At 56.6% G+C, this 23999-nt stretch carries 20 protein-coding genes; 14 read left to right on the top strand and 6 right to left on the bottom strand.

Annotated features, from left to right (window positions below):
• Positions 1–4: 4 nt before the first annotated feature.
• Entirely contained in the window at positions 5–841 is an 837-nt protein-coding gene (locus AB4Z23_RS22710; protein WP_003518288.1) for a carbohydrate ABC transporter permease, read from the bottom strand.
• Between the two features lie 3 nt (positions 842–844).
• Positions 845–1774: a carbohydrate ABC transporter permease gene (locus tag AB4Z23_RS22705; RefSeq protein WP_236775905.1), complete on the bottom strand. Its 930-nt coding sequence runs from the start codon at positions 1772–1774 to the stop codon at positions 845–847.
• Between the two features lie 246 nt (positions 1775–2020).
• On the opposite strand from AB4Z23_RS22705, the gene AB4Z23_RS22700 reads away from it, so the two are divergent.
• Together AB4Z23_RS22700 and AB4Z23_RS22695 are read left to right on the top strand one after the other, a co-directional pair.
• Complete coding sequence (locus AB4Z23_RS22700) at positions 2021–3808, top strand: heparinase II/III domain-containing protein (RefSeq protein WP_080850188.1); 1788 nt, start codon at positions 2021–2023, stop codon at positions 3806–3808.
• A 10-nt stretch (positions 3809–3818) separates the two neighbouring features.
• On the top strand, positions 3819–4616 hold the full coding sequence (locus AB4Z23_RS22695; protein ID WP_080849816.1) for a DUF7402 domain-containing protein: 798 nt from the start codon (positions 3819–3821) through the stop codon (positions 4614–4616).
• Here AB4Z23_RS22695 and AB4Z23_RS22690 read toward each other — a convergent pair.
• Positions 4613–5365 (bottom strand): FadR/GntR family transcriptional regulator, encoded by a 753-nt coding sequence (locus AB4Z23_RS22690; RefSeq protein ID WP_025595140.1) that lies wholly within the window; start codon positions 5363–5365, stop codon positions 4613–4615. The two genes, AB4Z23_RS22695 and AB4Z23_RS22690, sit on opposite strands and share 4 nt — an antisense overlap.
• Before the next feature lie 502 nt (positions 5366–5867).
• Between AB4Z23_RS22690 and AB4Z23_RS22685 the strand changes: the two genes are divergently transcribed.
• The 6 genes from AB4Z23_RS22685 to AB4Z23_RS22660 all read left to right on the top strand — a co-directional run bounded on the left by AB4Z23_RS22685 (position 5868) and on the right by AB4Z23_RS22660 (position 11984).
• Positions 5868–6701: a DUF3100 domain-containing protein gene (locus AB4Z23_RS22685; protein WP_013762197.1), complete on the top strand. Its 834-nt coding sequence runs from the start codon at positions 5868–5870 to the stop codon at positions 6699–6701.
• Positions 6698–7216: a hypothetical protein gene (locus tag AB4Z23_RS22680; protein WP_003518302.1), complete on the top strand. Its 519-nt coding sequence runs from the start codon at positions 6698–6700 to the stop codon at positions 7214–7216. The genes AB4Z23_RS22685 and AB4Z23_RS22680 overlap by 4 nt, the downstream gene beginning before the upstream one ends.
• A gap of 61 nt (positions 7217–7277) precedes the next feature.
• On the top strand, positions 7278–8435 hold the full coding sequence (locus AB4Z23_RS22675) for a M20 aminoacylase family protein (RefSeq protein ID WP_013762196.1): 1158 nt from the start codon (positions 7278–7280) through the stop codon (positions 8433–8435).
• 62 nt (positions 8436–8497) lie between these two features.
• Complete coding sequence (locus AB4Z23_RS22670; protein ID WP_003518306.1) at positions 8498–9409, top strand: LysR family transcriptional regulator; 912 nt, start codon at positions 8498–8500, stop codon at positions 9407–9409.
• 134 nt (positions 9410–9543) lie between these two features.
• Positions 9544–10431, top strand: a complete 888-nt coding sequence (locus tag AB4Z23_RS22665) for an NAD(P)-dependent oxidoreductase (protein ID WP_013762195.1) — start codon at positions 9544–9546, stop codon at positions 10429–10431.
• An 11-nt stretch (positions 10432–10442) separates the two neighbouring features.
• Positions 10443–11984 (top strand): aldehyde dehydrogenase family protein, encoded by a 1542-nt coding sequence (locus tag AB4Z23_RS22660; RefSeq protein ID WP_025595141.1) that lies wholly within the window; start codon positions 10443–10445, stop codon positions 11982–11984.
• Positions 11985–12164: 180 nt separating this feature from the next.
• On the opposite strand, the gene AB4Z23_RS22655 is transcribed toward AB4Z23_RS22660, so the two are convergent.
• Positions 12165–12863: a DUF2161 domain-containing phosphodiesterase gene (locus AB4Z23_RS22655; protein ID WP_441360828.1), complete on the bottom strand. Its 699-nt coding sequence runs from the start codon at positions 12861–12863 to the stop codon at positions 12165–12167.
• Between the two features lie 314 nt (positions 12864–13177).
• Positions 13178–15121, bottom strand: a complete 1944-nt coding sequence (locus AB4Z23_RS22650) for a methyl-accepting chemotaxis protein (RefSeq protein ID WP_025595143.1) — start codon at positions 15119–15121, stop codon at positions 13178–13180.
• Between the two features lie 598 nt (positions 15122–15719).
• On the opposite strand from AB4Z23_RS22650, the gene AB4Z23_RS22645 reads away from it, so the two are divergent.
• The 4 genes from AB4Z23_RS22645 to AB4Z23_RS22630 are packed head-to-tail and all read left to right on the top strand — an operon-like array spanning position 15720 to position 21027.
• Positions 15720–17315: a peptide ABC transporter substrate-binding protein gene (locus AB4Z23_RS22645; protein WP_441360802.1), complete on the top strand. Its 1596-nt coding sequence runs from the start codon at positions 15720–15722 to the stop codon at positions 17313–17315.
• Positions 17316–17368: 53 nt separating this feature from the next.
• Positions 17369–18292: an oligopeptide ABC transporter permease OppB gene (oppB, locus tag AB4Z23_RS22640; RefSeq protein ID WP_013762192.1), complete on the top strand. Its 924-nt coding sequence runs from the start codon at positions 17369–17371 to the stop codon at positions 18290–18292.
• Complete coding sequence (locus AB4Z23_RS22635) at positions 18285–19415, top strand: ABC transporter permease (protein ID WP_003518322.1); 1131 nt, start codon at positions 18285–18287, stop codon at positions 19413–19415. Before oppB ends, AB4Z23_RS22635 begins: the two co-directional genes overlap by 8 nt.
• 1 nt (position 19416) lies before the next feature.
• Complete coding sequence (locus AB4Z23_RS22630) at positions 19417–21027, top strand: ABC transporter ATP-binding protein (protein WP_025595145.1); 1611 nt, start codon at positions 19417–19419, stop codon at positions 21025–21027.
• 172 nt (positions 21028–21199) lie between these two features.
• Here the strand turns inward: AB4Z23_RS22630 and AB4Z23_RS22625 are convergent, their stop codons facing one another.
• Positions 21200–22036, bottom strand: a complete 837-nt coding sequence (locus AB4Z23_RS22625; protein WP_025595146.1) for a helix-turn-helix domain-containing protein — start codon at positions 22034–22036, stop codon at positions 21200–21202.
• Positions 22037–22183: 147 nt separating this feature from the next.
• On the opposite strand from AB4Z23_RS22625, the gene AB4Z23_RS22620 reads away from it, so the two are divergent.
• Together AB4Z23_RS22620 and AB4Z23_RS22615 are read left to right on the top strand one after the other, a co-directional pair.
• Positions 22184–23215 carry a fatty acid desaturase gene (locus tag AB4Z23_RS22620; RefSeq protein ID WP_333711309.1) on the top strand — a complete coding sequence of 344 codons (1032 nt, stop codon included), beginning with the start codon at positions 22184–22186 and terminating at the stop codon, positions 23213–23215.
• Between the two features lie 20 nt (positions 23216–23235).
• Positions 23236–23982: a phosphate/phosphite/phosphonate ABC transporter substrate-binding protein gene (locus AB4Z23_RS22615; RefSeq protein ID WP_029658842.1), complete on the top strand. Its 747-nt coding sequence runs from the start codon at positions 23236–23238 to the stop codon at positions 23980–23982.
• Positions 23983–23999 lie beyond the last annotated feature (17 nt).

Genomic DNA, 23999 nt, shown 5'->3' with positions numbered 1-23999 from the left:
GAAATCAACCCTTGAGGCCAGTGGAAGCGACGCCTTCGACGAAGAAGCGCTGCAATGCTAGGAAAACGATGAGAACCGGGATAAGCGCCACAACCGAGGCGGCCATGATCAACCCGTATTCCGCCGAATATTGCGAAATGAACATGCGCAGGCCGATCTGGATGGTCTTCAGCTCGGTCTTGGTGAGATAGATCATCGGCCCGAGGAAGTCGTTCCACGTCGTGACGAAGGTGAAGATCGTCAATGTGGAGAGCGCCGGCTTCGAGAGCGGCAGCATGATCTTTGCCCAGATCTGGTATTCGTTCATGCCATCGATACGGGCCGCTTCGCAAAGCTCGTTCGGAACCGACATGTAGAACTGCCGCATCAGGAAAACGCCGAAGGCGGTGAAGGCCTGCAGGAAAATCAGCGCGAGATGGGTGTTGTTGAGCCCGAATTCGCGCATCAGCAGAAACTGCGGCACCATATAGACCTGCCAGGGCATGGCGATGGTGGCGATATAGCCTAGAAACAGCGTGTTCTTGTAGGGAAAGTGCAGCTTGGCGAAGGCATAGGCGGCAAAGCTGGATGTCAGCAATTGCAGCAGCGTGACGATGATTGTCAGCTTCGATGTATTGTAGATGAACAGCGCCAGTGGGATTTTCGTCCAGATATCGACATAGTTCTCCCAGCGCGGCTGAGAAGGGATCCATTCGATCGGGAAGGCGAAGACATCGCGGCTGAGCTTCAGCGACGCCGACAGCATCCATGCGAACGGCAGGAGCATGACGATGGTGACGATAATCACCGTGAAATAGATGCCGATCGTGGTGGCGGGGATTTTCCGGCCCATGATACGCATGGCTCAATCCTCCCGCTGCCGTTTGAACTGGACGATAGTGACGATGAGAACGAGGAAGAACAGGACGAGGGCGATCATGCTGGAGTAACCGAGGTCCCAAGAAATGAAGGCTTCGTTGTAGATGTGATAGACCAGAACCAGCGTCGAGGTTCCCGGTCCGCCCTGCGTGATCATGTAGACCTGATCGAAAACCTTGAAGGACTGGATCGTCAGCATGACGGTGACGAAAAAAGTCGTCGGTGCGAGCTGCGGCAGGGTGACGTGGATGAATTTCTGCCAGGAATTGGCGCCATCAAGACCGGCCGCTTCATAAAGCTCGGAATTGATGCCCTGTAGCCCGGCGAGATAGATGACCATGTAGTAGCCCATGCTCTTCCACACGCCAAAGAGGATGACGGTAACCATTGCCCAATGCCGGTCCGCCGCCCATCCCGGCATATCGGCGGGATCGAGACCGAGCGTATAGAGCAACATGTTGACCGGACCCATCTCCGGATTGAAAATCATGTTCCAGACGACGGCCACGGCAACCAGTGACGCCACATAGGGAAAGAACATCGCCGTGCGGAAGAAGTTGCGACCTAAGATTTTCTGGTTGAGCAGTATCGCGAGCCCCAGGGCGCAGGCAAGCGTGGCCGGCACCGATGCGACAGTGTAAATGACCGTGTTCCATAAGGCCGCGATGAAGGCCTTGTCCTCGAACAGCCGCCAGAAATTATCCAGGCCTGCAAAACGCATTGGATTGGAGCCGTCCCAATGCATGAAGGCGAGCACGAAGGCAAAAAGGATCGGTCCGAGCGTGAAAATCGCGAAACCGAGAAAATTGGGCGCAATAAAAGAATAGGCCACCAGCGCATTCTCGATCCGGCGTCGCCGGCTGGAGACGATGCGGACTTTTTTCCTGCGATACGGGGCCGCCTGCTTGTCGGACATGGTCGCGGTTGCGATTGCCACAGCCTACCTCCCATTGCTGCCGTTTCACCGCATCTCAGGTGTCGGCTGCTGCGTTTTCCATAACGGCGCGGGATCCTCACCCTGCCGCCTCCCGCGCTCTGGATAACACAATATCGATATTGGTCAAACAACTTTACATTAAGTCAGACAAATTTTCTAGTTTTTCAAAAATACGTATGATAGGAGCCAATCATCGGATTGCGGAACGCGCGGGAGGTTCAGGGCGTGTTTGTCGAAATGATGCGGCTTATGCCCGATCGGTTCGCCGATTTCGGGGCAGAACTCACAGCGAAAAAAATTCACTCCTCAGCGTCGGCTGCGGTTCGCGGCAGCCTTATCGAGGCGGCGGTGCAGGCTCTTGGCGAGTCCTGGTCCACCATTCTGGCGGGCGACTACCGGGAATATAGCGGGAGTGGCAATCGTGATCGTTTCGAGTGGCTTTATTTTTCCCGCCGGCTGAAGCTGAACGCACTGGTTCTTGGTGAATGCGCGGAGGGGCAAGGCCGTTTTCTCGATGCCACCATCGATGGCCTGTGGCTGATATGCGAGGAAAGCGGCTGGCAATTGCCCGCTCATAATTCCCATATTCGCGGCGGCCCGCGTGACCCTCTGCCTGACCCGGAAAACCCAGTGATTGACCTGTTCGCTGCGGAAACGGGTGCCAATCTGGCGTTGTGCCTGCATCTGCTTGGACCGGAGCTGGAGCGGGCAAATACGAATCTCGTTTCGAGAATTCACGCAGAGATAGACCGGCGTATAACGACACCATATCTGAACAGACATTTCTGGTGGATGGGGAACGGCGCAGAACGGATGAACAATTGGACGGCCTGGATCACCCAGAATGTCCTGCTCTCGACGCTGCTCTTGCCGACAGACCAGCCGACGCGACGTTCGGTGGTTGAAAAGGCACTTGAGAGTCTCGACGCGTTTCAGAAGGATTATGCCGAAGACGGGGCCTGCGAAGAGGGCGTTCTTTATTACGGCCATGCAGCACTTTGCATGTTCGGGGCGATGACTATTGTCGAAAGCTGCGCGCCCGGCTCGATTGCCCCGCTCTTCAATGCGCCGAAGCTGCGAAACATGGCCGAATTCGTCCTCAATATGCATGTGGCAGAAGACCGTTTTTTCAACTTCGCCGATGCGCCGGCGAAGGTCGAGACATCAGGGGTGCGGGAATATCTCTTGGGCAAAGCCGTTTCCTCGCCCCCGCTTCAGGCCTTCGCTGCCGCCTGCTGGAACCGCTCACCGGACCGGCTTATGTCGAAGGAATGGAACCTTTGGTATCGCGTTCAGGCGGTTCTCACCACACCGGAATTGTCAGCGCTTACGCCCGTGGCACCCACAAAGACCGACATAGTTTATTCAGGCATCGGACTGGTGATTGCCCGTGACAGTGTTTTCGATCTTGCCGTCAAGGCAGGCAATAACGGCGAAAGCCATAACCATAACGATGTCGGCAGTTTCACGCTTTACAAACACGGCCGGCCATTCATCATCGATGTGGGGGTGGAAGCCTACACCGCCAAAACCTTTTCCCCGCAGCGCTATGACATCTGGACGATGCAATCGGCCTTTCACAACCTGCCGACCTTCGGCGGCGTCATGCAATCCGCCGGACCTGAGTTTGCAGCACGCGATTTTGTGGCCGAATTCTCGGAGGGAAAGGCGGAAATTTCCTTTGATATAGCCGGTGCATATCCAGCCGCAGCAACTGTCGCGCATTATCGTCGCCGTGTCCGGTTGCTGCGCGGCAGCCATGTGGAAATCATCGATGACCATCGGGGCGAAATTGACGCGGTCCTGTCGCTGATGGTTGCAGAAAAACCGCAAATCACACCGGGTGGCTTTAATTTTGCAGACCTAGGAAAGGTGGACTGCGACGGCGAGGGCGACCCGGCCATTGAGACGATATCGATCGACGATACCCGCCTTCGCCAGTCCTGGCCGCCGGTGATCTATCGCATTCTCATCCCTGTTAAAGCCAACCGTCTTTGCCTGAAAATCACTTAAGGAAGTGCCGATGAAGCTTACACTCAAGGTCGTTAATGCGGCTGGCGCGATTTTGGCGCAGACCGGTGCGGAAGACGAGGTTTTTCTCGTCTACAGGGCCGAGTATTGCGAGGGTGATCGGCTTGTCGTCGAGGTTTCACAGCCCGGACACATCTGGCTTGCCCTGGATGCCGGAATGCCGGCGACACTGGTTTTTTTACGAACGACAGAATTCGTCCTGCCCGTTCCTTCCGCCTCAAGGCGAAAATCCTATCCGCCGCAGGCGTTCAGCGGCGCCATTCACCGGATCGCGGCGCGCCGTGCGCTCGCCGGGGATGTTGGGGTCCGTAGAAACCTGGCCTTGAACCCGTTTGATGACCATGAAAACACCGCCCTGTTTCCACACGTCTATGCGAGTACCGAGACGCGCGGAGAGGCCGCCTTTGCGGCACGCAATGTGATTGATGGTGAAAAAGCCAGCGCAGGTCACGGTTTTTGGCCCTATACCAGCTGGGGCATCAATCGCGATCCTGACGCTTCATTGACGCTTGTTTTTGGCCGTGCGGTGATGATCGACCAACTGACATTCTATCTGCGGGCGGATTTCCCCCACGATGCATGGTGGAAACAAGCGAGTGTCACCTTTTCCGACGGTGAGTGCGTAAGCTTCGCCTTGCAAAAAACCGGAGCCGCCCAGACTTTTTCAGTCTCGCCGCGCCAGGTGGAATGGATTCGTCTGCACGATCTTAAAAAAGCGGATGACCCATCGCCATTTCCCGCACTGACGCAAATCGAGGTCTGGGGCGCCGATCTTCCGGAAAGTCTTTAGCTGTGCGCGATGCCCCGCAGGTCGCGCATCATGTCACGGTAGCGGTTCTGGCTGCCGCGTAGATGCGCCTGCATCGCCAGTTTGGCATCCTGTTCATTTCTGTCCGATATGGCGATGACGATCGCCTCATGTTCCTTGTGGATCAGCCGTCTGTAGGCCGTCTGGTCGTTTTCCGCGGCTTCGGAAACCACGCGGGATTGCGGGATGACGGCCTGGCCGTGCAACTCGAGAAATTGTGTGAAGAGCGGATTGTTGGTCGCGGTCGCCACGGCGATGTGAAGAGCCAGATCCGCCTCGCGAATGGAGCGGTTCTGCTCAATACATTCGAGAAGCCGGGCGTGACAGTCGAAAATCGCCTCTTCCTGCGATGGTGAACGGCGAAGAGCGGCAAGGCCTGCCGCCTCGATTTCAAGCGGCGTTCTGATTTCCAACACTTCAAGGTCGGAAGACAGTCGGGCGCGATCGACGCCGGGAGCGGACGAGACTTCCTTTCCGCGCTTCAGCACGAAGATGCCAGCCCCCTGGCGAACCTCCACCAGCCCGTCGCATCGCAACGCCGTAACCGCCTCACGCACGACAGTGCGGCTGACACCGTGCGCCTCCGTCATTTCGATCTCGCTGGGCAGGCGGTCGCCGGGTCCATATTGGCCGGACGCAATAGCGTTTCTAAGGCTCAAGCTGACCTTGGTCACCAGAGACCCGGAAGACTTGCTGCGCTGTTTTTGTTGTTCTGGCACGTCGGTCACCATGCATGGAAAATAGAGAATGATAAATATGTATGATGAATTTCATTCAAACTCAATGATCATACCAATTATACCAGTTTTTGCACAAATGCCTCATATCGTTCAAAATTGGCGATGAGCAGCTTGATAATCGAACGTGTTACCGGATCGCGTGCATTTCCCATCATCGGCAACAGGGAAATCCGCCAGAAATTCGCCGCGTCGTAGGCTCGGCATGGTCTCCTTACCGCTGAGTAAACGGAGGCTTCCTGGCGTCTTCGTCCGGCACGTATGTATTGCACGCGGCAGGCCTGTTGCATTTTTCACGTGTTTCCCGAGCCTGGCTGTCTATCGGACCCGAGAAATACTGTTCCAAAATTCTCTCACGGACTGCCCGTCTGTTGCCGCACGCGCAACGCATTGTTCCCGCTTCCGGGACTACAAAGTGTCATAGCTCACTTCATATTCGTCGATGGTGCACATAAAGAAAAACAATCGGTGCGCGACCGACCAGAGGAAGAAAAATATGAGCAGAGCCCCAACATCAGCAGGAAGCTGGTGGCTTCACGGTATCGTCCTGGCCATCGTCATCATTGCGGAAATAATCGGCATCCGAAAAGTTCCGATCGGCATAGGAACCGTCGTGTTCCTGCCGATCCTGTATGCGTTTGCCATCGGCATCGCGCTTAACCCGCATATTCTAAAGAAGACGGCAAAGCTCATTCCGCCGAGCGCCGTGAAACTTTCCGGCACTATGATCACCATCGCGATCATGCCGTTCATTGCGAAGTTCGGAACAACAGTTGGGCCTCAGATCGAGAAAATCATCGAGGCAGGCCCGGCGCTTGTCTTGCAGGAAATAGGCAATCTCGGAACGATCCTGATCGCTTTCCCGGTCGCCGTGTTTCTCCTGCGTATGGGCCGTGAGGCGATCGGAGCCACCTACTCGATCGACCGCGAACCGAACATCGCATTGATTGCCGATCGCTACGGCCTGAACAGCCCCGAGGGAGCTGGCGCAATGGGCGTCTATGCCACCGGGACGCTGATCGGTACATTCGTCTTCGCAATCATGCCTCCTCTGATCCATGCGCTTGGATGGTTCGATTATCGCGCACTGGCAATGTCCTGTGGCGTCGGCTCGGGCAGCATGCTGGCAGCCTGCACGGGTAGCCTTGCTACCGTCATGCCGGAAAACAAGGACATCATTCTGGCTCTGGCAGCGGCGAGCAACATCCTCACCTATGCGACCGGTCTTTATGTCGGCCTGTTCGTGGCACTTCCGTTGACAGAGTGGCTTTATAAGAAATCACGGCCTCACGACCCCGCCAACAAGGTTCAGACAGGAGCGAAGATATGAGCATGAACTCAACCCACACTGCGTCCGCTGAACACACATTGCCATCCGAGGGTGAAGACGAACGCAAAATCAACGTCGTCCGATACTCCGGACTTCTGTTGGTCGCGTCTCTCATCGGCCTCGTTTCGAACTGGGTAGGCACCGGCACAGACCCGCTCACCGCCTTGCCGGGCATGAGTATATTGTACCTCGTTTCGGTCGGTGGTCTTCTGTTTGCCCGTTTCATGCCGTTCTACTTGCCGGGCGTGGCATGGACGTCGCTGCTTGCGATCCTCGTGACAATTCCGGGCATTCCCGGTTCGGCATGGGTGATTTCGCAGGTAGAGGCTCTTAACTTCCTCGCTCTTGCGACGCCCGCACTGGCTTATGGCGGCCTCGCCCTCACCAAGGGCGAATTCGACATCGCACGAAAATCGGGATGGAAGATCGTCATCATCGCCGTCTGCGTGATGTTCGGCACATATATTGGCTCGGTCTTTATCGCAGACATTGCGCTTCGGATCGGTGGGCAATAATACCGGAACCAGATGCGGCCGTCCTGCAAAGACGGCTGCATCCTTCAGGAGCAAGACCTAGATGCAGCAATTCTTTCCAAGCACGGAAATCGATGAAGCCGTTCAATGGCGGCACTATCTCCACCAAAACCCTGAATTGGGATTTCAGGAGCAGGAAACGTCAGCTTTCATCGCGGCACGCCTTTCCGAATGGGGTTACTCAGTTCGCACGGGTTACGGTAAGACCGGAGTGGTCGGAACGCTCAGCCGCGGGACGTCTTCAAAGGTGATTGGCATCCGCGCAGACATCGATGCACTTCCGATCCTGGAGCAAACAGGGCTTGCCTATGCCTCCCGCACACCCGGCAAGATGCATGCCTGCGGCCACGACGGTCACGTGTCGATGGCGCTTGCCGCCGCCCGCGCCTGCAGCCGGTTGAACTTCGACGGCACGGTGCATTTCATTTTCCAACCCGCAGAAGAAAACGAGGGCGGAGGCCGGGCGATGGTCGAGGACGGCCTGTTCCGCGATTTCCCCATGGACGCAATCTACGGTCTGCACAACTGGCCGGCGCTGGAGCTTGGCAAATGCGTTGCCAGGGACGACCAGATGATGGCGGCGTTTGGAACATTCGAGATCACGATAACCGGCCGTGGCGCTCACGGAGCCATGCCCCATGAAGGTGCTGACCCGATCGTGGCCGCATCTCAAATCGTCTCCGGACTTCAAACCATTGCCAGCCGCAACGTCTCCCCTCTGGAATCCGCCGTCATTTCGGTGACACAGATACACGGAGGTGACGCCTGGAACGTCATCCCGGAGAATGTCGTCATCCGCGGCACCACGCGCTGGTTCGAGGAGGATGTCGGCGCAAAGATAGAGAAACGCATTCACGCCTTGGCAACCTCTATTGCAACCGGATTCGACTGCACTGCGACAGTCGATCATCTCTTCCGATATCCGGCGACGATAAACGATCCAGGATGCGCCGCAATCATCAGGGATATTGCCTCCACCATGCCGGGGATCGAGGTAGTCGACGCCATGCCGAGCATGGCTGCTGAAGACTTTTCCTTCATGCTCCGCGAAAAGGCAGGATGTTATTTCTGGCTTGGCGCGCAAAAGGCCGGTAAAAATCCAGGGCTCCACTCAGCCTATTTCGACTTCAACGACGCGCTTCTCCCCTTGGGGGTTCAGATGTGGATATCCCTCGTCGACAACCAGCTGAAGGCAGCGTAAGGGCGTTGCTTCAAAAGCAACGCGCATTGACCTGATAATCGTTCCGGCACAGGATGGCTTTGATGGAGACCATGGATGCCAAAGCACTGCGGATGTTTATGGCCGTCGTTCGCTTCGGCTCGATCCGCAGTGCGGCCGAACATCTCAATGTCGCCCCTTCAGTCGTCAGCCGCCAGATCGCCGATACAGAGAAGAAGATCGGTCTTCCGCTTTTCGACAGAACAAGCCGGGGCGTTGGACTGACCGAGGCCGGGGAACTGGTGTTTGAACATGGCAAACGTATCCTCGAAGACAATGGTCTGCTTTCGGAACAACTCGACCAGCTGAGAGGCGTGCAACGGGGACGCATCCGGCTTTGTTGTGGTGAGGGTTTTCTAGGGGACCTCATCGAACACGGGCTAAAGCCCTTCGTCACCGTCTATCCGGCGATCCGTTACGACGTCCAGTTGGGAAGTACCGAAGGCGTTCTCGATAGTGTCGCCAACGGCGATACGGATATTGGCATTGCCTACAATCCGGTCATCGATATTCGTGTCCGGTCCCTCGCCATTTCCCGGCAACCGCTTTGTCTTGTCGCCCCACTCGGACATCGGCTGTTGAGCAACCCGCGGGTGGCGCTCGAAGACTGCCTGGCTGACACGCAATACGCCTTGCTCAGCAAAGGACACGGCGTCACCCAGCTTGTCAGCCGTGTCGCGGCCAATTGTGGTGCAGCGGTTACACCGCTGATCGAGACGCCGTCCATCGATGCTCTGCGCCGCTTCGTGGCCGCCGGCCTTGGCGTGACCTTCCTCCCCAGATTCGCCGTGTCAACCGAACTTATGAGGTCGGCGTTCGGCGTCGTCGAACTGAGCGATCCGCTTCTGTCCGAGGCCAGCGCCCACCTGATGGTCAAAGCACGGCGCCGGCTGCCCAGGTCGGTGGACAGTCTCGCAGGATATCTCGCCGCCGAAATGACGGCGTTCAAAGCCTGATGCGCGTTGCTGAACCCGCAACGCTCTGTACCCGGACACCTCACTATCGAGTGTCCCCTTTTGATGAGAACGTCCCACCTGAATGATCGTCAGCCGATGCCACGCGGCGGCGCAGATAAAGGGAGTTCGATCAAATGTCGGATGCAAAGCAGACAATTGTTGGAATAATTGGCCTTGGAAGCATGGGCCTTGGCATGGCTCAAACGCTGGCTGGCAAGGGTTTCCGGACATTGGGTTTCGATCTGTCGGAAGAGAGGAAAGAGCTGGCGCAGCAGTCCGGCGTCGTTGCCGTAGACACCATCGCGCATGCCTTTGAAGAGAGCACTTTCCTGGTCTTCTCGCTGCCAACGGCCAAGGACGTTGCCAGCGTGGTCAACGACCAGATCGAAATCCTGAAAAGCCGGAGCGCTCAGCGGGTGATCATCATCGACACCTCGACGTCGGAACCAGACGTGAGCCGCGAGCTTGCCGCAAAGCTTGCCTTGCTTGGTCACGGCTTTCTGGATGCACCGGTCAGCGGCGGCCCCGCCGGTGCTGCCTCTGGCAAGTTGACGATGATGATTGGTGGCACTGACGAAGACGTCGCTCTTGCAAGGCCCGCCATCGAAGCCATGTCGGCCAAAGCCCTGCATGTGGGGCCTAGCGGCGCGGGCAATGTCGCCAAGCTGGTGAACAACCTTCTTGCCGCAGCACACATGGTAACGACCAGTGAGGGTCTGAAGCTTGCTCTCGCCGCAGGGATCGATCCCGAAGCAGCGCTACGTGTTCTCAACGCAGCGTCGGGTCGATCTATGATCAGCGAAGTGCATTTCCCAACGTGGATCATGTCGGACAAGTTCGACAGCGGTTTCTCGATGGGACTGATGCGAAAGGACGTTCGGCTTGCGCATGAGCTTGCAGCAAGGACCGGTGCAGACCTGCCTATGGCAGAGATCGTTGCAAAACTTTGGTCCGGCTCCAGCGACCTGAAAGATTCCGACGACTTTACCCGCATGGGCGCTTTCCAGCCCGCTTCAAACTAAGGACGAGCATTATGGGCAACGTAGATATCATCCGCGATCCGGGTCCGCGCATTCGCGAAATCCTCAAGGCCTTCATCGGCACCGAAGAGATCGGCAGTTTCGTTAATGGTGAGATTGTCTTCGGTTCGGGCGAAGAGCTCACCCTTACCGATCCCTCCAGCGGCAAATCCTTCGCGACATACAAAGACGCCGACAGTTCGGTGGTGGACAGCGCAATGGATGCCGCCGCCAGAGCGCAACGCGCATGGATGCAACTCACCGCCTCCGGCCGCGGACGGGTCATGAACGAGATCGCACGCACGATCCGCGAACATTCGGCCGACATCGCTGAAATCGAAAGCCGCTCGGCTGGCCGTCCGATCCGCGATATCCGTGGCGAAGTCGTCAAAGTCGCAGAGATGTTCGAATATTACGCCGGATGGTGCGACAAGCTGCATGGCGACGTCATTCCCGTTCCGACTTCCCATCTCAACTACACACGCCAGGAACCGATCGGCGTGGTTGTACAGATCACGCCGTGGAACGCACCGCTGAACACCGGCGGATGGCAGATCGCGCCCGCCATCTGTGCTGGCAACGCGGTCGTCATCAAGCCCTCCGAACTGACGCCGCTCAGCACCATCATTCTGGGTCTTCTCTGCGAGCAGGGTGGAGCGCCCCGCGGCCTGGTGAACGTCATCGCGGGCCAGGGCGTGACCGCCGGGCAAGCAGCCGTGGCCCACGCCAAGACGGGTCTTGTCGTGTTCGTCGGATCGGCGCATGCGGGATCTCTGATTGCAGCGGCGGCAGCCAAAAATGTGGTCCCCTGTATTCTTGAACTTGGCGGCAAATCTGCCAACGTCGTTTTCGACGACGCCGATATCGACCGCGCAATCCTCGGCGCCCAATCGGCGATCTTTGGCGGCGCGGGACAAAGTTGTGTTGCCGGTTCAAGACTGCTGATTCATCGTTCTGTTCATAAGCAGTTCATCGAGCGCTATGCGGCGGCAACGGCGAAAATTCCTGTCGGCGACCCCTATCTCGACACAACCCAGATCGGTCCGATCAACAATCTACGCCAGTGGAACAAGATCAGCGAGATGGTCCAGCAGGGCATCAGCGAAGGCGCGCATCTGGCTACAGGCGGACGCAAGCCAGAGCACCTCGAGGAGACAGGCGGCTTTTATTTTGCGCCAACCATCCTCGATAATGTCGCTTCGGATGCGACGATCTCGAAAGAAGAGGTTTTCGGCCCGGTCGTCGGCGTTACGCCATTCGATACGGAGGAGGAGGCAATCTCGCTCGCCAATGACAATCCTTACGGACTTGCCGGAGCTGTCTGGACGCAAAACGTCGCACGGGCACACCGGGTCGCCTCGCAGGTCCGGGCGGGAACATTCTGGATCAACGGCTACAAGACCATCAGCGTGATGTCGCCTTTTGGTGGTTTCGGCAAAAGCGGTTACGGCCGTTCCAGCGGCAGGGACGCGCTTCTCGCTTATACCCAGACAAAAAGCATCTGGGTCGAAACCGCCGCGGAACCGGTCATCACCTTCGGTTATTTCTCGGGCTGATCAAGGCAGGACCGGGCAACAGTCCGGTCCTCATCTCGCTGGAGGCCGTGGCGCTATTGCTCCTCGGGAGGGGCGACGGCACAGGCTATTCATCGCGGTTGCCATCGGTATTGGCGTAGGTTGCGCAGCGGGTTGGGACGCGATCAACGTCCCATAGAGATCGAGCCGAATTTCAAAAGATCAAGGGGCCTTCGGCGGCTCTCCATCAACGACGGTCTTTGCCGTCATCTCCTGCTGCGGCCATCGGCGCAGTGCCTCCCGTCCGGTATCGGTCAAGCCGTAGACGCCTCTATCCAGACGGTCAAACCAGCCATAGACGTTTGCAAGCAAAATCTTCCCGGCATCCGGTACGCTGGATCTGACTTGACGCACGCGCAGCGGCCCCGATGTCAACGCCAAAGCGCAGCCGAGTGCCTGCTGCCGGTACGCGGTCATGATTGGTGCGCGGGTGCTTCCACCCACCGCCGGATCTCCGCGTCGCCTCTCGTGTTCACGTATCAATCGCGAACGCCGTTTCGGGTTGGTTCGCGGCATCGGTGATATGGAACTGACAATAACGCTGACGTCCCCAACATCGGAAATGCCGAGCATGCCGATCCCGAGCCTGCGGCAGAGGTCGCGATAACGTTTATCAGCCTCGCGGCCCTTGCCCTTGGCTGAGACCCGTGCCGCAATCCAGACCTCGTCTGCGATAGCCGCGCGATCAACCGCCTGCAAAATAAGCTCCAGATTGAAGCTCAGTTTTAGCTCGCAGATGACGACAACAGGCGGATCGGCGTCGCTCAATCCGACGAGGTCACAACTGCCAACCTCACCTTTGACAGTGTAACCCGCTTGCTCAAGGAAAGATTTGACGGGCAGATAAAGTGAAGTTTCCATGTACCCGCAGATTAAAGTGACGATCCAGGCGCTAGATATATCGATCCGCCTGCGTAGAACAACCATTATAACCACCCATGCGGTTGCAAGTTGTCGGTGGTGCGGGCAGTCGCCAATAATCCCTAAGACGATCAATTGACACTTTTCCCCAAAAGTGGACGACTTTTTGGTGGAAAAATACGATCAAAAATCGTCGAGGATTCGATTTGCGATCGGCAAGGCACCGGCAATCAGAGTCCAATCACCGGTGCAAGTGTTTACGAAAAAGCCTTCAATCTCTCATCTGACCTCAGGCGCGAAAGACCTCGCATTTCTCAAAACTCTTCCCAATTGTCTGGCGATGTGCTCAGGGCGGCATTGCCGGAGAACGCAGCTTTAATCTTTCCGCCGAGTGCACGCGCAGGAGAAACAGCAGGCCTGTCGGCGGACGAGGCTGCGCGAACCGGTGCGGAGATGTCGCTGTAACCACCTTCTGACAATTTGAACCGAGCGAGCAGTTGGTTGAGCGACGAAGCCTCGCGTGCAAGCCCGTGGCTTGCCGCCGTGCTTTCTTCCACCATGGCAGCGTTCTTCTGGGTGTCCTGGTCCATCTGGTTCACAGCCGTATTGATCTGCTGGAGACCAGAGGATTGCTCCTGTGCCGATTCCGCGATCGCCATCACGTGACGGTTGATTTCCTGTACTTCCGTGACGATGAGTTCGAGTGCTTTGCCCGTTTCGCCAACCAGTTGCACACCCTGCTGAACCTGACTGTTCGATGTCGTAATGAGATTCTTGATCTCCTTGGCGGCACCTGCGGAACGCTGTGCCAGTTCGCGAACCTCTTGGGCAACAACCGCAAATCCCTTGCCCGCCTCACCGGCACGGGCAGCTTCCACGCCTGCATTCAGCGCCAGAAGGTTGGTCTGGAAAGCAATCTCGTCGATCACGCCGATAATGTTGGAAATCTCATCAGCGGATGCAGCAATTTGCTCCATAGCCGTGACAGCTTTCTGCACCACTTCTCCCGACTGTTCCGCGCCAACTTTTGCACGACTGACAAAGTGGCCCGCTTCTTGCGCCCGTTTGGTCGAGTCTTTCACCGTCGTGGTGATCTCTTCCAGTGCAGCAGCAGTCTCCTCGACGGCCGCTGCCTGCTGTTCCGTACGCTTGGCCAGATCGTCAGCTGCGGCCCTGATCTCGTTCGCGCCGGAGTCGATGCCGCGCGCGTTCTGCGCCACCTGGTTCAGAGTCGATTGCAGCTGTTCCGCTGCCCTGTTGAAGTCGCCGCGAATACCGTCAAGGCTGGACACGAACGGCTGAGCGATCCGGTAAGTAACGTCGCCCTGAGCGATCTTCGAAAGGGCAGCAGCAAGGTTGTCGACGGCGAATTGCACGTCGGCAGCTTCTTTCGCCTTCTGTTTCTCGCGCTCTATCCGGTCCTGCTCTGAAGATGACCGATGGTTTTCCGTTTCATTCTCAAGCCGGAGGCGCTCGATGGCGTTCTCGCGAAATGCCTGAACAGCAGCGGCCATCTGGCCGACTTCATCCTTGCGGTCCATACCTTCGATTTCGCTGGCTGTATCGCCTGCCGCCAACGACCCCATCCGCTCGCGAAGCCGCGCAATCGGAGTGGTAATGCCACGCGAAGAAATAAGCAGGCCGAGCGCGATCAATGCCAGGGAAACAAGTGCTATGCTGACCAGAGCTGTCCAGATTGTCGTGTTGGTGCTGGCCGTGAGGCGCTCTCTCCCATCGTTCATCACCTGGATCAGTTGCTCGTTCCCCGCGCTGATTTTCGGTGAGACTTCAGTTATTTTTCGAAGGACGTTAAGCGCCATCTGCTGAGCTTCAGCATTTTTTCCCGCCTGCATGAGAGCGATGACCTGATTGCCGATTTCCTCAACCTCGGCAACGCCCTTGAGGATATCACGAGCGGCATCCGTCCGGGCCGGCACCAGCTGCATGATTTTATTCTGCCGTTCTTCCAGTTGCTTCCGGTCGGCCTTGAATGTTTTGACAGCGGCCTCGAAATCACTGCTGGTCGAGTCATTGAGGCTGGCGCGAAGCATCTGCATGCCGAGTGCATTGAGATTGCCGCTGGTTCGGGCGTTCAGCACCGCAGCAAGCGCCTCATTGGCGATGAAATCACTGTAGACATTGTCGGTATTTTTATATTGCAAGCTGACGTAGCTGATTCCGGAAAGCGACATCAAACTCATCACCGATATGACGAATAAGACCTTTGTTTTTATTTTGGTATTCTTCAGGAAAGACATGAATAGCCTCAGGGCAAGCGCTCCTCCAGCTGTCCGCGCAGGAAGCCAGGGAAACAAACAATGGAACATCGCGGGTAGCTGTGCCCCTCCTCATAGGGCGACAAGCGGATATCCGCTCCGGGCCGCCAAAGGCTGGGCGCGTTGGATCCACTCGTTCTACCAGCCCCGCCGATGAAACTTTGGAACCTGCGTATTTTAGATTTCACAAAATTACTAAATGAAGTGTTACCCGGCATATGCAAACGATGACATGTGTGATGCCGTAAACTTACTCGGGCTTTGATTTTCGACGGGCTGCGCGCTTTCGCGAGCCGGACTCGAAAGAGAAGATTATCCTCACCGTTTCAGCACCTGCTTGATGCTGGCGGCATCGGTATTTTCACGAGGATATCGATGGGGCCGACGGCTTGCCGCATCGATTTAACCGTCCCGGAGGTCGCGTCACGCGAGGCAATGTCCAGCGTGCGGGCCATGGCTTTGCCCTTATTCTTTTCGATCAGCAGTCACGGTGTATGCATAAACTCACAATTTATTGTGGTTGCCCTTCGGAGCAATTTGGCCTTGTTTGTAGACTTACACTCTTCACGGGAGGGAAATTATGTCGATAAAAACAACAACTCGCGCCACGCTGCTGGTAGGATCGCTTCTGATTGGCGCAAGTTCCGCACTTGCAGAAACAGTTCTTCACCGCGGCAATTCCGGGGAGCCTCAGACGCTCGATCAGGCACAGACCTCGATCAATATCGAAGCCTTTATCCTTAAAGACCTTTATGAAGGTCTCACCATTTACGATGCTGCCGGCAAGATCGTTCCCGGTACGGCGGAAAGCTGGACGCTGTCTGAGGATGGTACCGTCTACACGTTCAAACTGCGTGCAGATGCGAAGTGGTCGGATGGCACTCCGGTAACGGCTGGAGATTTTGTTTTCTCCTATCAGCGCGTCGAAGACCCGAAGACCGCAGCAAAATATGCGAGTATTCTTTATCCGATCAAGAACGCCGAGAAGATAAACAAGGGCGAAACTTCGGTTGACCAGCTTGGCGTCAAGGCCGTGGATGACAAGACCCTTGAGATCACACTCGAGCGCTCAACACCGTTCTTCCTTGAACTCCTTGCCCACCAGACAGCTCTGCCGATCTCGAAGGCAAGCTTTGACAAGAACGGAACCAACTTCGTAAAGCCGGGCGTCATGGTCTCGAACGGTGCTTACAAGCTTGAAGCGCATGTTCCCAATGACAGCTTGACGGTGGTCAAGAACACCAACTTCTGGGACGCATCGAACACCAAGATCGACAAGGTCATCTTCTACCCGATCGACGACCAGGCCGCATCCGTTCGTCGTTTCGAAGCCAAGGAAATGGACCTCGCCTACAACTTTTCCGCGGACCAGATCGACCGTCTGCGCAAGGCCTATGGCGAACAGGTTCACGTTTCGCCGACGCTTGCGACCTATTACTATACCTTCGACACGCGTGAAGCGCCGTATAACGATGTCCGCGTCCGTCAAGCCCTGTCCATGGCAGTCGACCGCGATTTTCTCGCCAAGGAAATCTACAGCGGTTCGCAGGTTCCCGCCTACTCCATGGTTCCTCCGGGCATGGACTCCTACGGTGAGCCTGCGAAAGCAGAGTTTGCGACGCTGTCGCAACTCGATCGTGAAGACGAAGCCGTCAAACTCATGAAGGAAGCCGGTTACGGCGAGGGCGGCAAGCCGCTTTCCGTCGAAATTCGCTACAACACCAACCCGAACCATGAGCGCGTTGCCACCGCTATTGCGGACATGTGGAAAAATACCTTTGGCGCGAAAGTGTCACTGGTGAACCTCGACGTCGCCTCGCATTACGGCTACCTGCAGGAAGGCGGCAAGTACAACGTTGCGCGTGCAGGCTGGGTTGCCGACTATGCGGATGCGGAAAACTTCCTCGCCCTTTCGGTATCCTCCAACAAGACCTTCAACTACTCGAAGTTCAATAATGCCGAATATGATGCGCTGATGCAGAAGTCATATGACGAAAAGGATCCTGCTGCTCGCTCCAAACTGTTGCACGAGGCAGAAACCATCCTCATGAAGGAACAGCCGGTTGCTCCGCTTCTCACACAGGCGGACCTGTGGCTGGTTTCCAATCGCGTGAAGGGTTGGGAAGACAATGCTGCTAACGAACACCTCAGCCGCTTCCTGAGCGTTTCCGAATAAGCAGTGCTGGCACGGTGGCCGAAACCACCGTGCCATGTCGGAGCCTGAAAATCATGATTTCATTTATCCTGCGCCGTTTGGCGAGCGCCGTGCCGACATTGTTCATCGTCGTCACGATTTCGTTTTTCCTGATGCGTTTCGCACCGGGCGGTCCGTTCAACCTCGAGCGGCCCCTGCCCCCGCAAACCATGGAAAACCTGATGAGAACCTATCATCTGGATGAACCATTGTGGCGCCAGTATCTCATCTATCTCGGCAACGCCGCCACCGGCGATTTCGGTCCGAGCTACATCTACAAGGACAACACCGTCGCCCAGTTGATCGGCAAAGGCCTGCCCTATTCGCTGGAGCTCGGTTGCTATGCTCTTTTGCTGGCGTTGGTCGGCGGCATTCTTGCCGGCACCTTTGCCGCACTCAGACAGAATAGCACCTTCGATTTCTCCATCATGTCCATCTCGACCATCGGCATCACCGTGCCGAACTTCGTCGTCGCACCTGTCCTCACGCTTATCTTCGCCGTCTTGCTGGGGCTTCTGCCCGCAGGTAGCTGGGGTGATGGGTCGCTACGCTATCTCATTCTTCCGATGATCGCGCTCGCCTTGCCGCAGCTTGCGGTCATCGCGCGTCTGACGCGCGGTGCAATGATCGAGGCTCTGCGCATGGACCATATCCGCACCGCCAGAGCCTATGGCCTCCCGGCTCGCAGCGTCGTGGTGGTTCACGCCATGCGCGCGGCGATGCTGCCGGTCGTTTCATATCTTGCGCCTTGCGCCGCAGCGCTGCTGACGGGCTCGGCGGTCATCGAGACGATCTTCACCATTCCCGGTGTCGGCCGCTACTTCGTTCTTGGCGCCATCAATCGTGACTACACGCTGGTCATGGGAACGGTCGTTCTCATCGCCATTTTCGTCATCCTGTTCAATCTCGTGGTCGATATTCTCTACGGCCTGCTCGATCCGAGGGTCAGACATGACTGATATCTCCGGCAATATCGCCCCTCAGCCATCGGTGAAAAGCCGAAGCCTGTTCCAGCTTGCAGCCCTGCGTTTCAGACGAAACAAGGCCGCCATGGCTGGCTCCATCATGCTTGTGCTGATCACACTTTTCTCGTTTATCGGCCCGCATTTCCTTTCACACACCTATGATCAGGTGTTTTCGTCCTACGTCTCCGTCGCGCCAAGCCTCGAGCCGCGCCCGGACGTGAACAACCTCCAGAGCGTCATGGAAGGTGTGGCAGGCCGTGCGCGCGTCGAACTGAAGGAGTTTGCCGTCGAAGGGCAGACCTTCACGGCAACGGTTACCTCCAGCAGCCCGATTGACCCGCGCACGACACGTTATTTCGACCGCGCCAACGAATTCGAAAACACGAAAGTCGTTGCTACGGAAGATGATGGTCGAACGCTGAAGTTGGAAGGCGATGTCAATCGCGAATACTTCTTCTTCGGTACAGATTCAAACGGTCGCGACATGCTGGCTCGCGTAATGCTGGGCGGCCAGATCTCCATTGCCGTCGGCGTTCTCGCCAGCCTCGTTTCGCTCGGCATCGGCGTGCTTTACGGCGCTACGGCGGGTTACATCGGCGGGCGCGTCGACAATGTAATGATGCGTTTCGTCGAGATCCTCTATTCGCTGCCCTTCGTCTTCCTGGTCGTGGTTCTCGTGGTTTTCTTCGGGCGTAGCTTCATCCTGATCTTCCTTGTCATTGGCGCAGTGGAGTGGCTGGATATGGCGCGTATCGTGCGTGGCCAGACGCTTGCCTTGAAACGGCGGGAATTTGTGGCAGCAGCTCAGGCCTTGGGTTTGAGCGACTGGCAGATCATCCGCCGTCACATCATCCCCAACACCATCGGTCCCGTGGTCGTGTTCGTGACGGTCGTTGTCCCGAAAGTCATACTTCTTGAAAGCTTCCTCTCCTTTCTCGGCCTTGGCGTTCAGGCGCCACTCACGAGCTGGGGTGCGCTCATTTCCGAAGGCGCCAACAATATTCAGTCGGCCCCGTGGCTGCTGATATTCCCGGCAATCTTCTTCGTGCTGACGCTTTTTTCGCTGAACTTCGTAGGCGACGGATTGCGTGATGCACTCGATCCCAAGGATCGTTGACATGAATACGACATCTGAAAACATTCTCACCGTCCGCAATCTCAAGGTCGATTTTGCCACGCCAGACGGCACGGTCAACGCCGTCAAAGGTGTCGATCTCCACGTAAAGCAGGGTGAAACGCTCGCTGTCGTCGGGGAATCCGGCTCCGGCAAAAGCCAGACCATGATGGGCATCATGGGCCTCTTGGCTTCCAACGGCGTCATTCAAGGCTCGGCGCAATATCGTGGACGCGAGTTGGTAGGCTTGCCGGTCAACGAGCTGAACAAAATCCGTGGCGCGAAAATCACCATGATTTTCCAGGAGCCGATGACCTCGCTCGATCCGCTTTACAGGATCGGCGCGCAGATCGCCGAGCCAATCGTCCATCACCGGGGCGGCAGCAAGAAGGAAGCGAGGGCACGCGTTCTCGAGCTTCTGAAACTTGTCGGTATTCCAGACCCGGAGCGGCGCATCGACAGTTACCCGCATGAACTTTCAGGCGGCCAGCGCCAACGCGTCATGATCGCCATGGCGCTGGCAAACGAGCCGGATATTCTGATCGCGGATGAGCCAACCACCGCGCTCGACGTGACAATCCAGGCGCAGATCCTTGATCTTCTGAAGTCGTTGCAGCAGCGCTTCGGCATGGCCGTGGTGTTGATAACGCACGATCTCGGTGTCGTCAGGCATTTTGCCGATCGTGTTGCGGTTATGCGCCGAGGCGAGATCGTTGAAACCGGTCCGACGGAAGAGGTCTTCGAGCGCCCGCAGGCGGACTATACGAGGATGCTTCTCGATGCCGAACCCAGCGGCCACAAGCCGCCGGTCGGCAAAGAAGCGCCGGTCGTTCTCTCTGGCCAGAACGTCACGATCGATTATGTGATCCCGGGCGGCTTCCTGTCGAAGTCACGGGCTTTCAGGGCCGTGGACAGCGTTAATGTCAGCCTTCATCAAGGGCAGACCATCGGCATCGTCGGTGAATCCGGATCAGGCAAGTCCACGCTCGGTCGCGCGCTTCTGCGCCTTGTCACTGCAGAAGGCCGCATTTTCTTCGGCAAGACGGAAATCACCGGACTTGGCCGAACGGCAATGAGGCCATTGCGGCGGCAGCTGCAGCTCGTGTTCCAGGATCCGTATGGATCTCTTTCGCCAAGGCAGACTGTTGGAGAGATCATCACTGAGGGTCTCTTTGTGCACGACCCACAGCTCAGCCGCGCGCAGCGCGACGAGCGAGCGATAGAAGCGCTGAAAGAAGTCGGCCTCGATCCCGCCGCCCGCAACCGCTACCCGCACGAGTTTTCAGGCGGGCAACGTCAGCGTATCGCAATTGCCCGCGCGATCATCCTCAAGCCAGATGTCGTCATTCTCGATGAACCTACATCGGCGCTGGACCGATCCATTCAAGGACAAGTTATCGACCTCTTGCGTAATTTGCAGAAAACGCACAACCTTTCCTACATCTTCATCAGCCACGACCTCTCAGTCATAAAGGCCATTTCGGATTATGTCATCGTGATGAGAAACGGGAAGATTGTCGAAGAGGGAGAAACGGACGCGATATTCGAGCGGCCGGCGGCTGAATATACCAAAACACTGATCAAATCCGCGTTTTCGGCCGAAGTAACATCATAGATTACAGCCCGGCACTGCCGGGCCTTTTCTGGCCCCGTTACAAAAGATCCGGTTTGTGGAGGAGGTCGTTATTTCGCGGCCATGGCGGCCTTCCTCTCCTGTTCAATCCCGACCATATCGTCACGTAGCAAACAGGTTCGATGATGTGCGAAAGCTGGTACCCGCCACAGGACTAAGCGACGTCCAAATTCATAACAAAATCCGCGGTTTCATGGGCATGAATGCGGGTAAAACGTATCAGCTCGTCGAAGTGACGTTGCATCTTACGGATGGCTTCAGCGTTATTGAGCACAAGATACATGGCGCCGACGAAAAGTGCTGCCCGTTGCGAACCGAAGATCGTATAGGGCACGGAAAAGCGTTCTTTTTCATTGAACAGAAACAGCCGGAATGATGGGTATAGCTCGCTGATAAGTCCCGACATATGTTTGAGTTGTTCGGCACGTGTCTCGCGGTCCAAACCGCTCCACATACCGCGCCCCTGCGCAAAAGCTTCCAGCGTTTCGAGCGGCATGCAAACTTCCATGTCGGTACCAGGTTGGCGATTATAATCGAGTCGAAACGCCGTTTCGCTGGCCTGCGCCATCACACTCTGATGCGCGCCCATGGCCTCGAAAGCGATGATCTCGGGTGTGCGAAGCAGATCGGGAATGCGTGCCGGAACATAACGGATTTTGGTGCCTGCCGCTTCCGCATGCCACTTCATCAACAGCGTATCCGTATAGTCCGCACCGCCCTCCTCGATCTCGAAACTTGGCCGCAATTCCCCCATCAACCCCTGATCATGGGAAAGACCGAGTAGCCAGTCGAGCGAGACGGAATGTCGCTCGGCGATATTCAGCAGCGTCTCCACACGCGGAAGCCGCGCCGAATCACCGGAAAGCAATTGCGAAAGTGCTGATCGATCGATGCCAATGGCGGCGGCAAAAGACGCCTGGCTGTCTTCTGACCTGTTCACCAGCTGGATCAGGCGGGCACGAAACAATTCTGCGAGCGTGCGTTTGTCCACAATTCACCCGTTTGTTTATAATTATCATCATAATGCTTAAACTGTTATCAAAATCAACAGTTGGTCACCATAAACCCGTTGTGGCTGACTGAGACTGGTGCGACCCTGCGATGACAGGGGCATCAAGAGTATGAAATGACAGACATATTGGCAAAGAAGACGGCGCGGCTGACTGGCATGCGCCGCAGAAGAACGCGTGACCGAATTGAATGGCCAACAGTCTCGCTGTTGGCGGTCTGTTACGGTCTATGGATTTTGGCGGGATATTTTCTGTATCCGATGTTTCCAATCGTTTCTCTGGTGCTCATGGGCATTGCAGTTGCCCTGCACTCCTCGCTCCAGCACGAGGTTCTGCATGGGCACCCCACGCGCAATGCACGACTGAACGAAGCTTTGGTCTTTCTGCCGCTCGGGATTTTCTACCCCTATCGCAGTTACAAGCGCACGCATCTGCAACACCATGCAGACGAGCGTCTGACCGACCCATTCGACGATCCGGAAAGCTATTACCGGGCTATGGGCGACTGGCAAAAGATGCCGTCGTTCCTCAAGGTCCTGCTGGGATGGAACAATACGTTCATCGGGCGTCTGGTCATCGGCCCTCCGCTGATGGTTGTTGGTTTCACGATATCCGAATGGCGCAAGATCGCGCAGGGTGATCGGCGGGTGATCTATGCCTGGACCTTGCATCTGGCCGGACTTGTTCCGACACTGCTGGTCATATCCCTGATTTTCGGCGTTCCAATCTGGCTCTATGTCAGTGTGGCGGCCTATCTGGGCATATCCATCATTGCCATTCGCTCCTACTGCGAACATCAATGGTCCGAACAGCCGGATGGGAGAACGATCATTGTTGAAAACTCCATCCTGGCTCCACTGTTTCTCTATAACAACCTGCATTTCGTGCATCACAAAATGCCGACAGCCGCCTGGTATAAATTGCCCTCCCTCTACAGCGAGAGGCGGGCGGAGTGGCAGAAGATGAATGAAGGATATGTGTTCAGCAATTATTTCGAGGTGTTCCGTGCTTTCGCCTTCAAGGCCAAGGAACCGGTAGCGCATCCTGTCTTGAGACGGGACGAGCAAGTTTTAATCGCGTCACCCGTCGTGCCTGCCGCTCTGATTTTTTCTGACCATGCGATGCAGGAACAAGACGTGAGACTGGAAATTCCATCGTGACATGGATCGCGGCACTGCCAATGTATGACTGGCCCGAACTGCGCAATGAGACGGACAGGCTGTGGGCCGATATGCGCAACCGTTTTTTAGCAGAGGGTATCGACGCTCCCAAAGGCCTCACCAGACGCAACGGCGATATGCCGGCGGTTCCGGGAGGTATTCGTGGAAAGGACGGCGCCATCATTGCCGCAGACCCTGCCACGCTCGATCCCGATGCATTGGATCTTGCGGTGCTCTGGCGGCATCCGGCTCTGCTGATATCCGGCACCTGCTGGGGCCCAATGGAGTTTGGCCTGCAGGATCATGTGCAGGTGATTGGACAGAGCGATTATAATGGCATCAAGGGTGGTGCAGGCGAGTTCTATTCCAGCGCCATCATTGCCCGCATAGCAGACGGTGGAGAGGGTGCTGAACCTTCGAAAACCGGTGAGGCCGCTTTGCCGAAAGGATTTCTTAGCGGGAAAATACTGGCATTCAACGAGCACAAGTCATTATCCGGCTATCTCAGCTTGAAACGCGATCTGGAAGCAGAAGGCGCGGGCCTCGATCTGTTTGAAAATTGTCTCGAAACCGGTGCGCACCGCGCTTCCGTCATCGCAGTGGCCGAGGGCCGGGCGGACATTGCCGCGATCGACTGCAAATCCTGGATGCTTGCGCAACGGCATGAACCGGCCGCCCGGAGCCTTCACGTTATCGGCTGGACTGCACGGCGCAAAGGCCTGCCCTTCATCCGCGCCAAGGGTATCGACCTGCCTTTCACCACGTAAGGCACGAGCCTTACGGC

The sequence above is a fragment of the Agrobacterium sp. MCAB5 genome, assembly GCF_052114365.1.
Taxonomy (GTDB): Bacteria; Pseudomonadota; Alphaproteobacteria; order Rhizobiales; family Rhizobiaceae; genus Agrobacterium; species Agrobacterium tumefaciens.
This window is presented reverse-complemented; position numbering and strand designations above follow the sequence as displayed.

Coding starts and splice junctions, on each gene's coding strand:
- AB4Z23_RS22710 (WP_003518288.1), bottom strand. CDS start 841: ATGCGTATCATGGGCCGGAAAATCCCCGCCACCACGATCGGCATCTAT.
- AB4Z23_RS22705 (WP_236775905.1), bottom strand. CDS start 1,774: ATGTCCGACAAGCAGGCGGCCCCGTATCGCAGGAAAAAAGTCCGCATC.
- AB4Z23_RS22695 (WP_080849816.1), top strand. CDS start 3,819: ATGAAGCTTACACTCAAGGTCGTTAATGCGGCTGGCGCGATTTTGGCG.
- AB4Z23_RS22690 (WP_025595140.1), bottom strand. CDS start 5,365: ATGGTGACCGACGTGCCAGAACAACAAAAACAGCGCAGCAAGTCTTCC.
- AB4Z23_RS22685 (WP_013762197.1), top strand. CDS start 5,868: ATGAGCAGAGCCCCAACATCAGCAGGAAGCTGGTGGCTTCACGGTATC.
- AB4Z23_RS22680 (WP_003518302.1), top strand. CDS start 6,698: ATGAGCATGAACTCAACCCACACTGCGTCCGCTGAACACACATTGCCA.
- AB4Z23_RS22675 (WP_013762196.1), top strand. CDS start 7,278: ATGCAGCAATTCTTTCCAAGCACGGAAATCGATGAAGCCGTTCAATGG.
- AB4Z23_RS22670 (WP_003518306.1), top strand. CDS start 8,498: ATGGAGACCATGGATGCCAAAGCACTGCGGATGTTTATGGCCGTCGTT.
- AB4Z23_RS22665 (WP_013762195.1), top strand. CDS start 9,544: ATGTCGGATGCAAAGCAGACAATTGTTGGAATAATTGGCCTTGGAAGC.
- AB4Z23_RS22660 (WP_025595141.1), top strand. CDS start 10,443: ATGGGCAACGTAGATATCATCCGCGATCCGGGTCCGCGCATTCGCGAA.
- AB4Z23_RS22655 (WP_441360828.1), bottom strand. CDS start 12,863: ATGGAAACTTCACTTTATCTGCCCGTCAAATCTTTCCTTGAGCAAGCG.
- AB4Z23_RS22650 (WP_025595143.1), bottom strand. CDS start 15,121: ATGTCTTTCCTGAAGAATACCAAAATAAAAACAAAGGTCTTATTCGTC.
- AB4Z23_RS22645 (WP_441360802.1), top strand. CDS start 15,720: ATGTCGATAAAAACAACAACTCGCGCCACGCTGCTGGTAGGATCGCTT.
- oppB (WP_013762192.1), top strand. CDS start 17,369: ATGATTTCATTTATCCTGCGCCGTTTGGCGAGCGCCGTGCCGACATTG.
- AB4Z23_RS22635 (WP_003518322.1), top strand. CDS start 18,285: ATGACTGATATCTCCGGCAATATCGCCCCTCAGCCATCGGTGAAAAGC.
- AB4Z23_RS22630 (WP_025595145.1), top strand. CDS start 19,417: ATGAATACGACATCTGAAAACATTCTCACCGTCCGCAATCTCAAGGTC.
- AB4Z23_RS22615 (WP_029658842.1), top strand. CDS start 23,236: ATGTATGACTGGCCCGAACTGCGCAATGAGACGGACAGGCTGTGGGCC.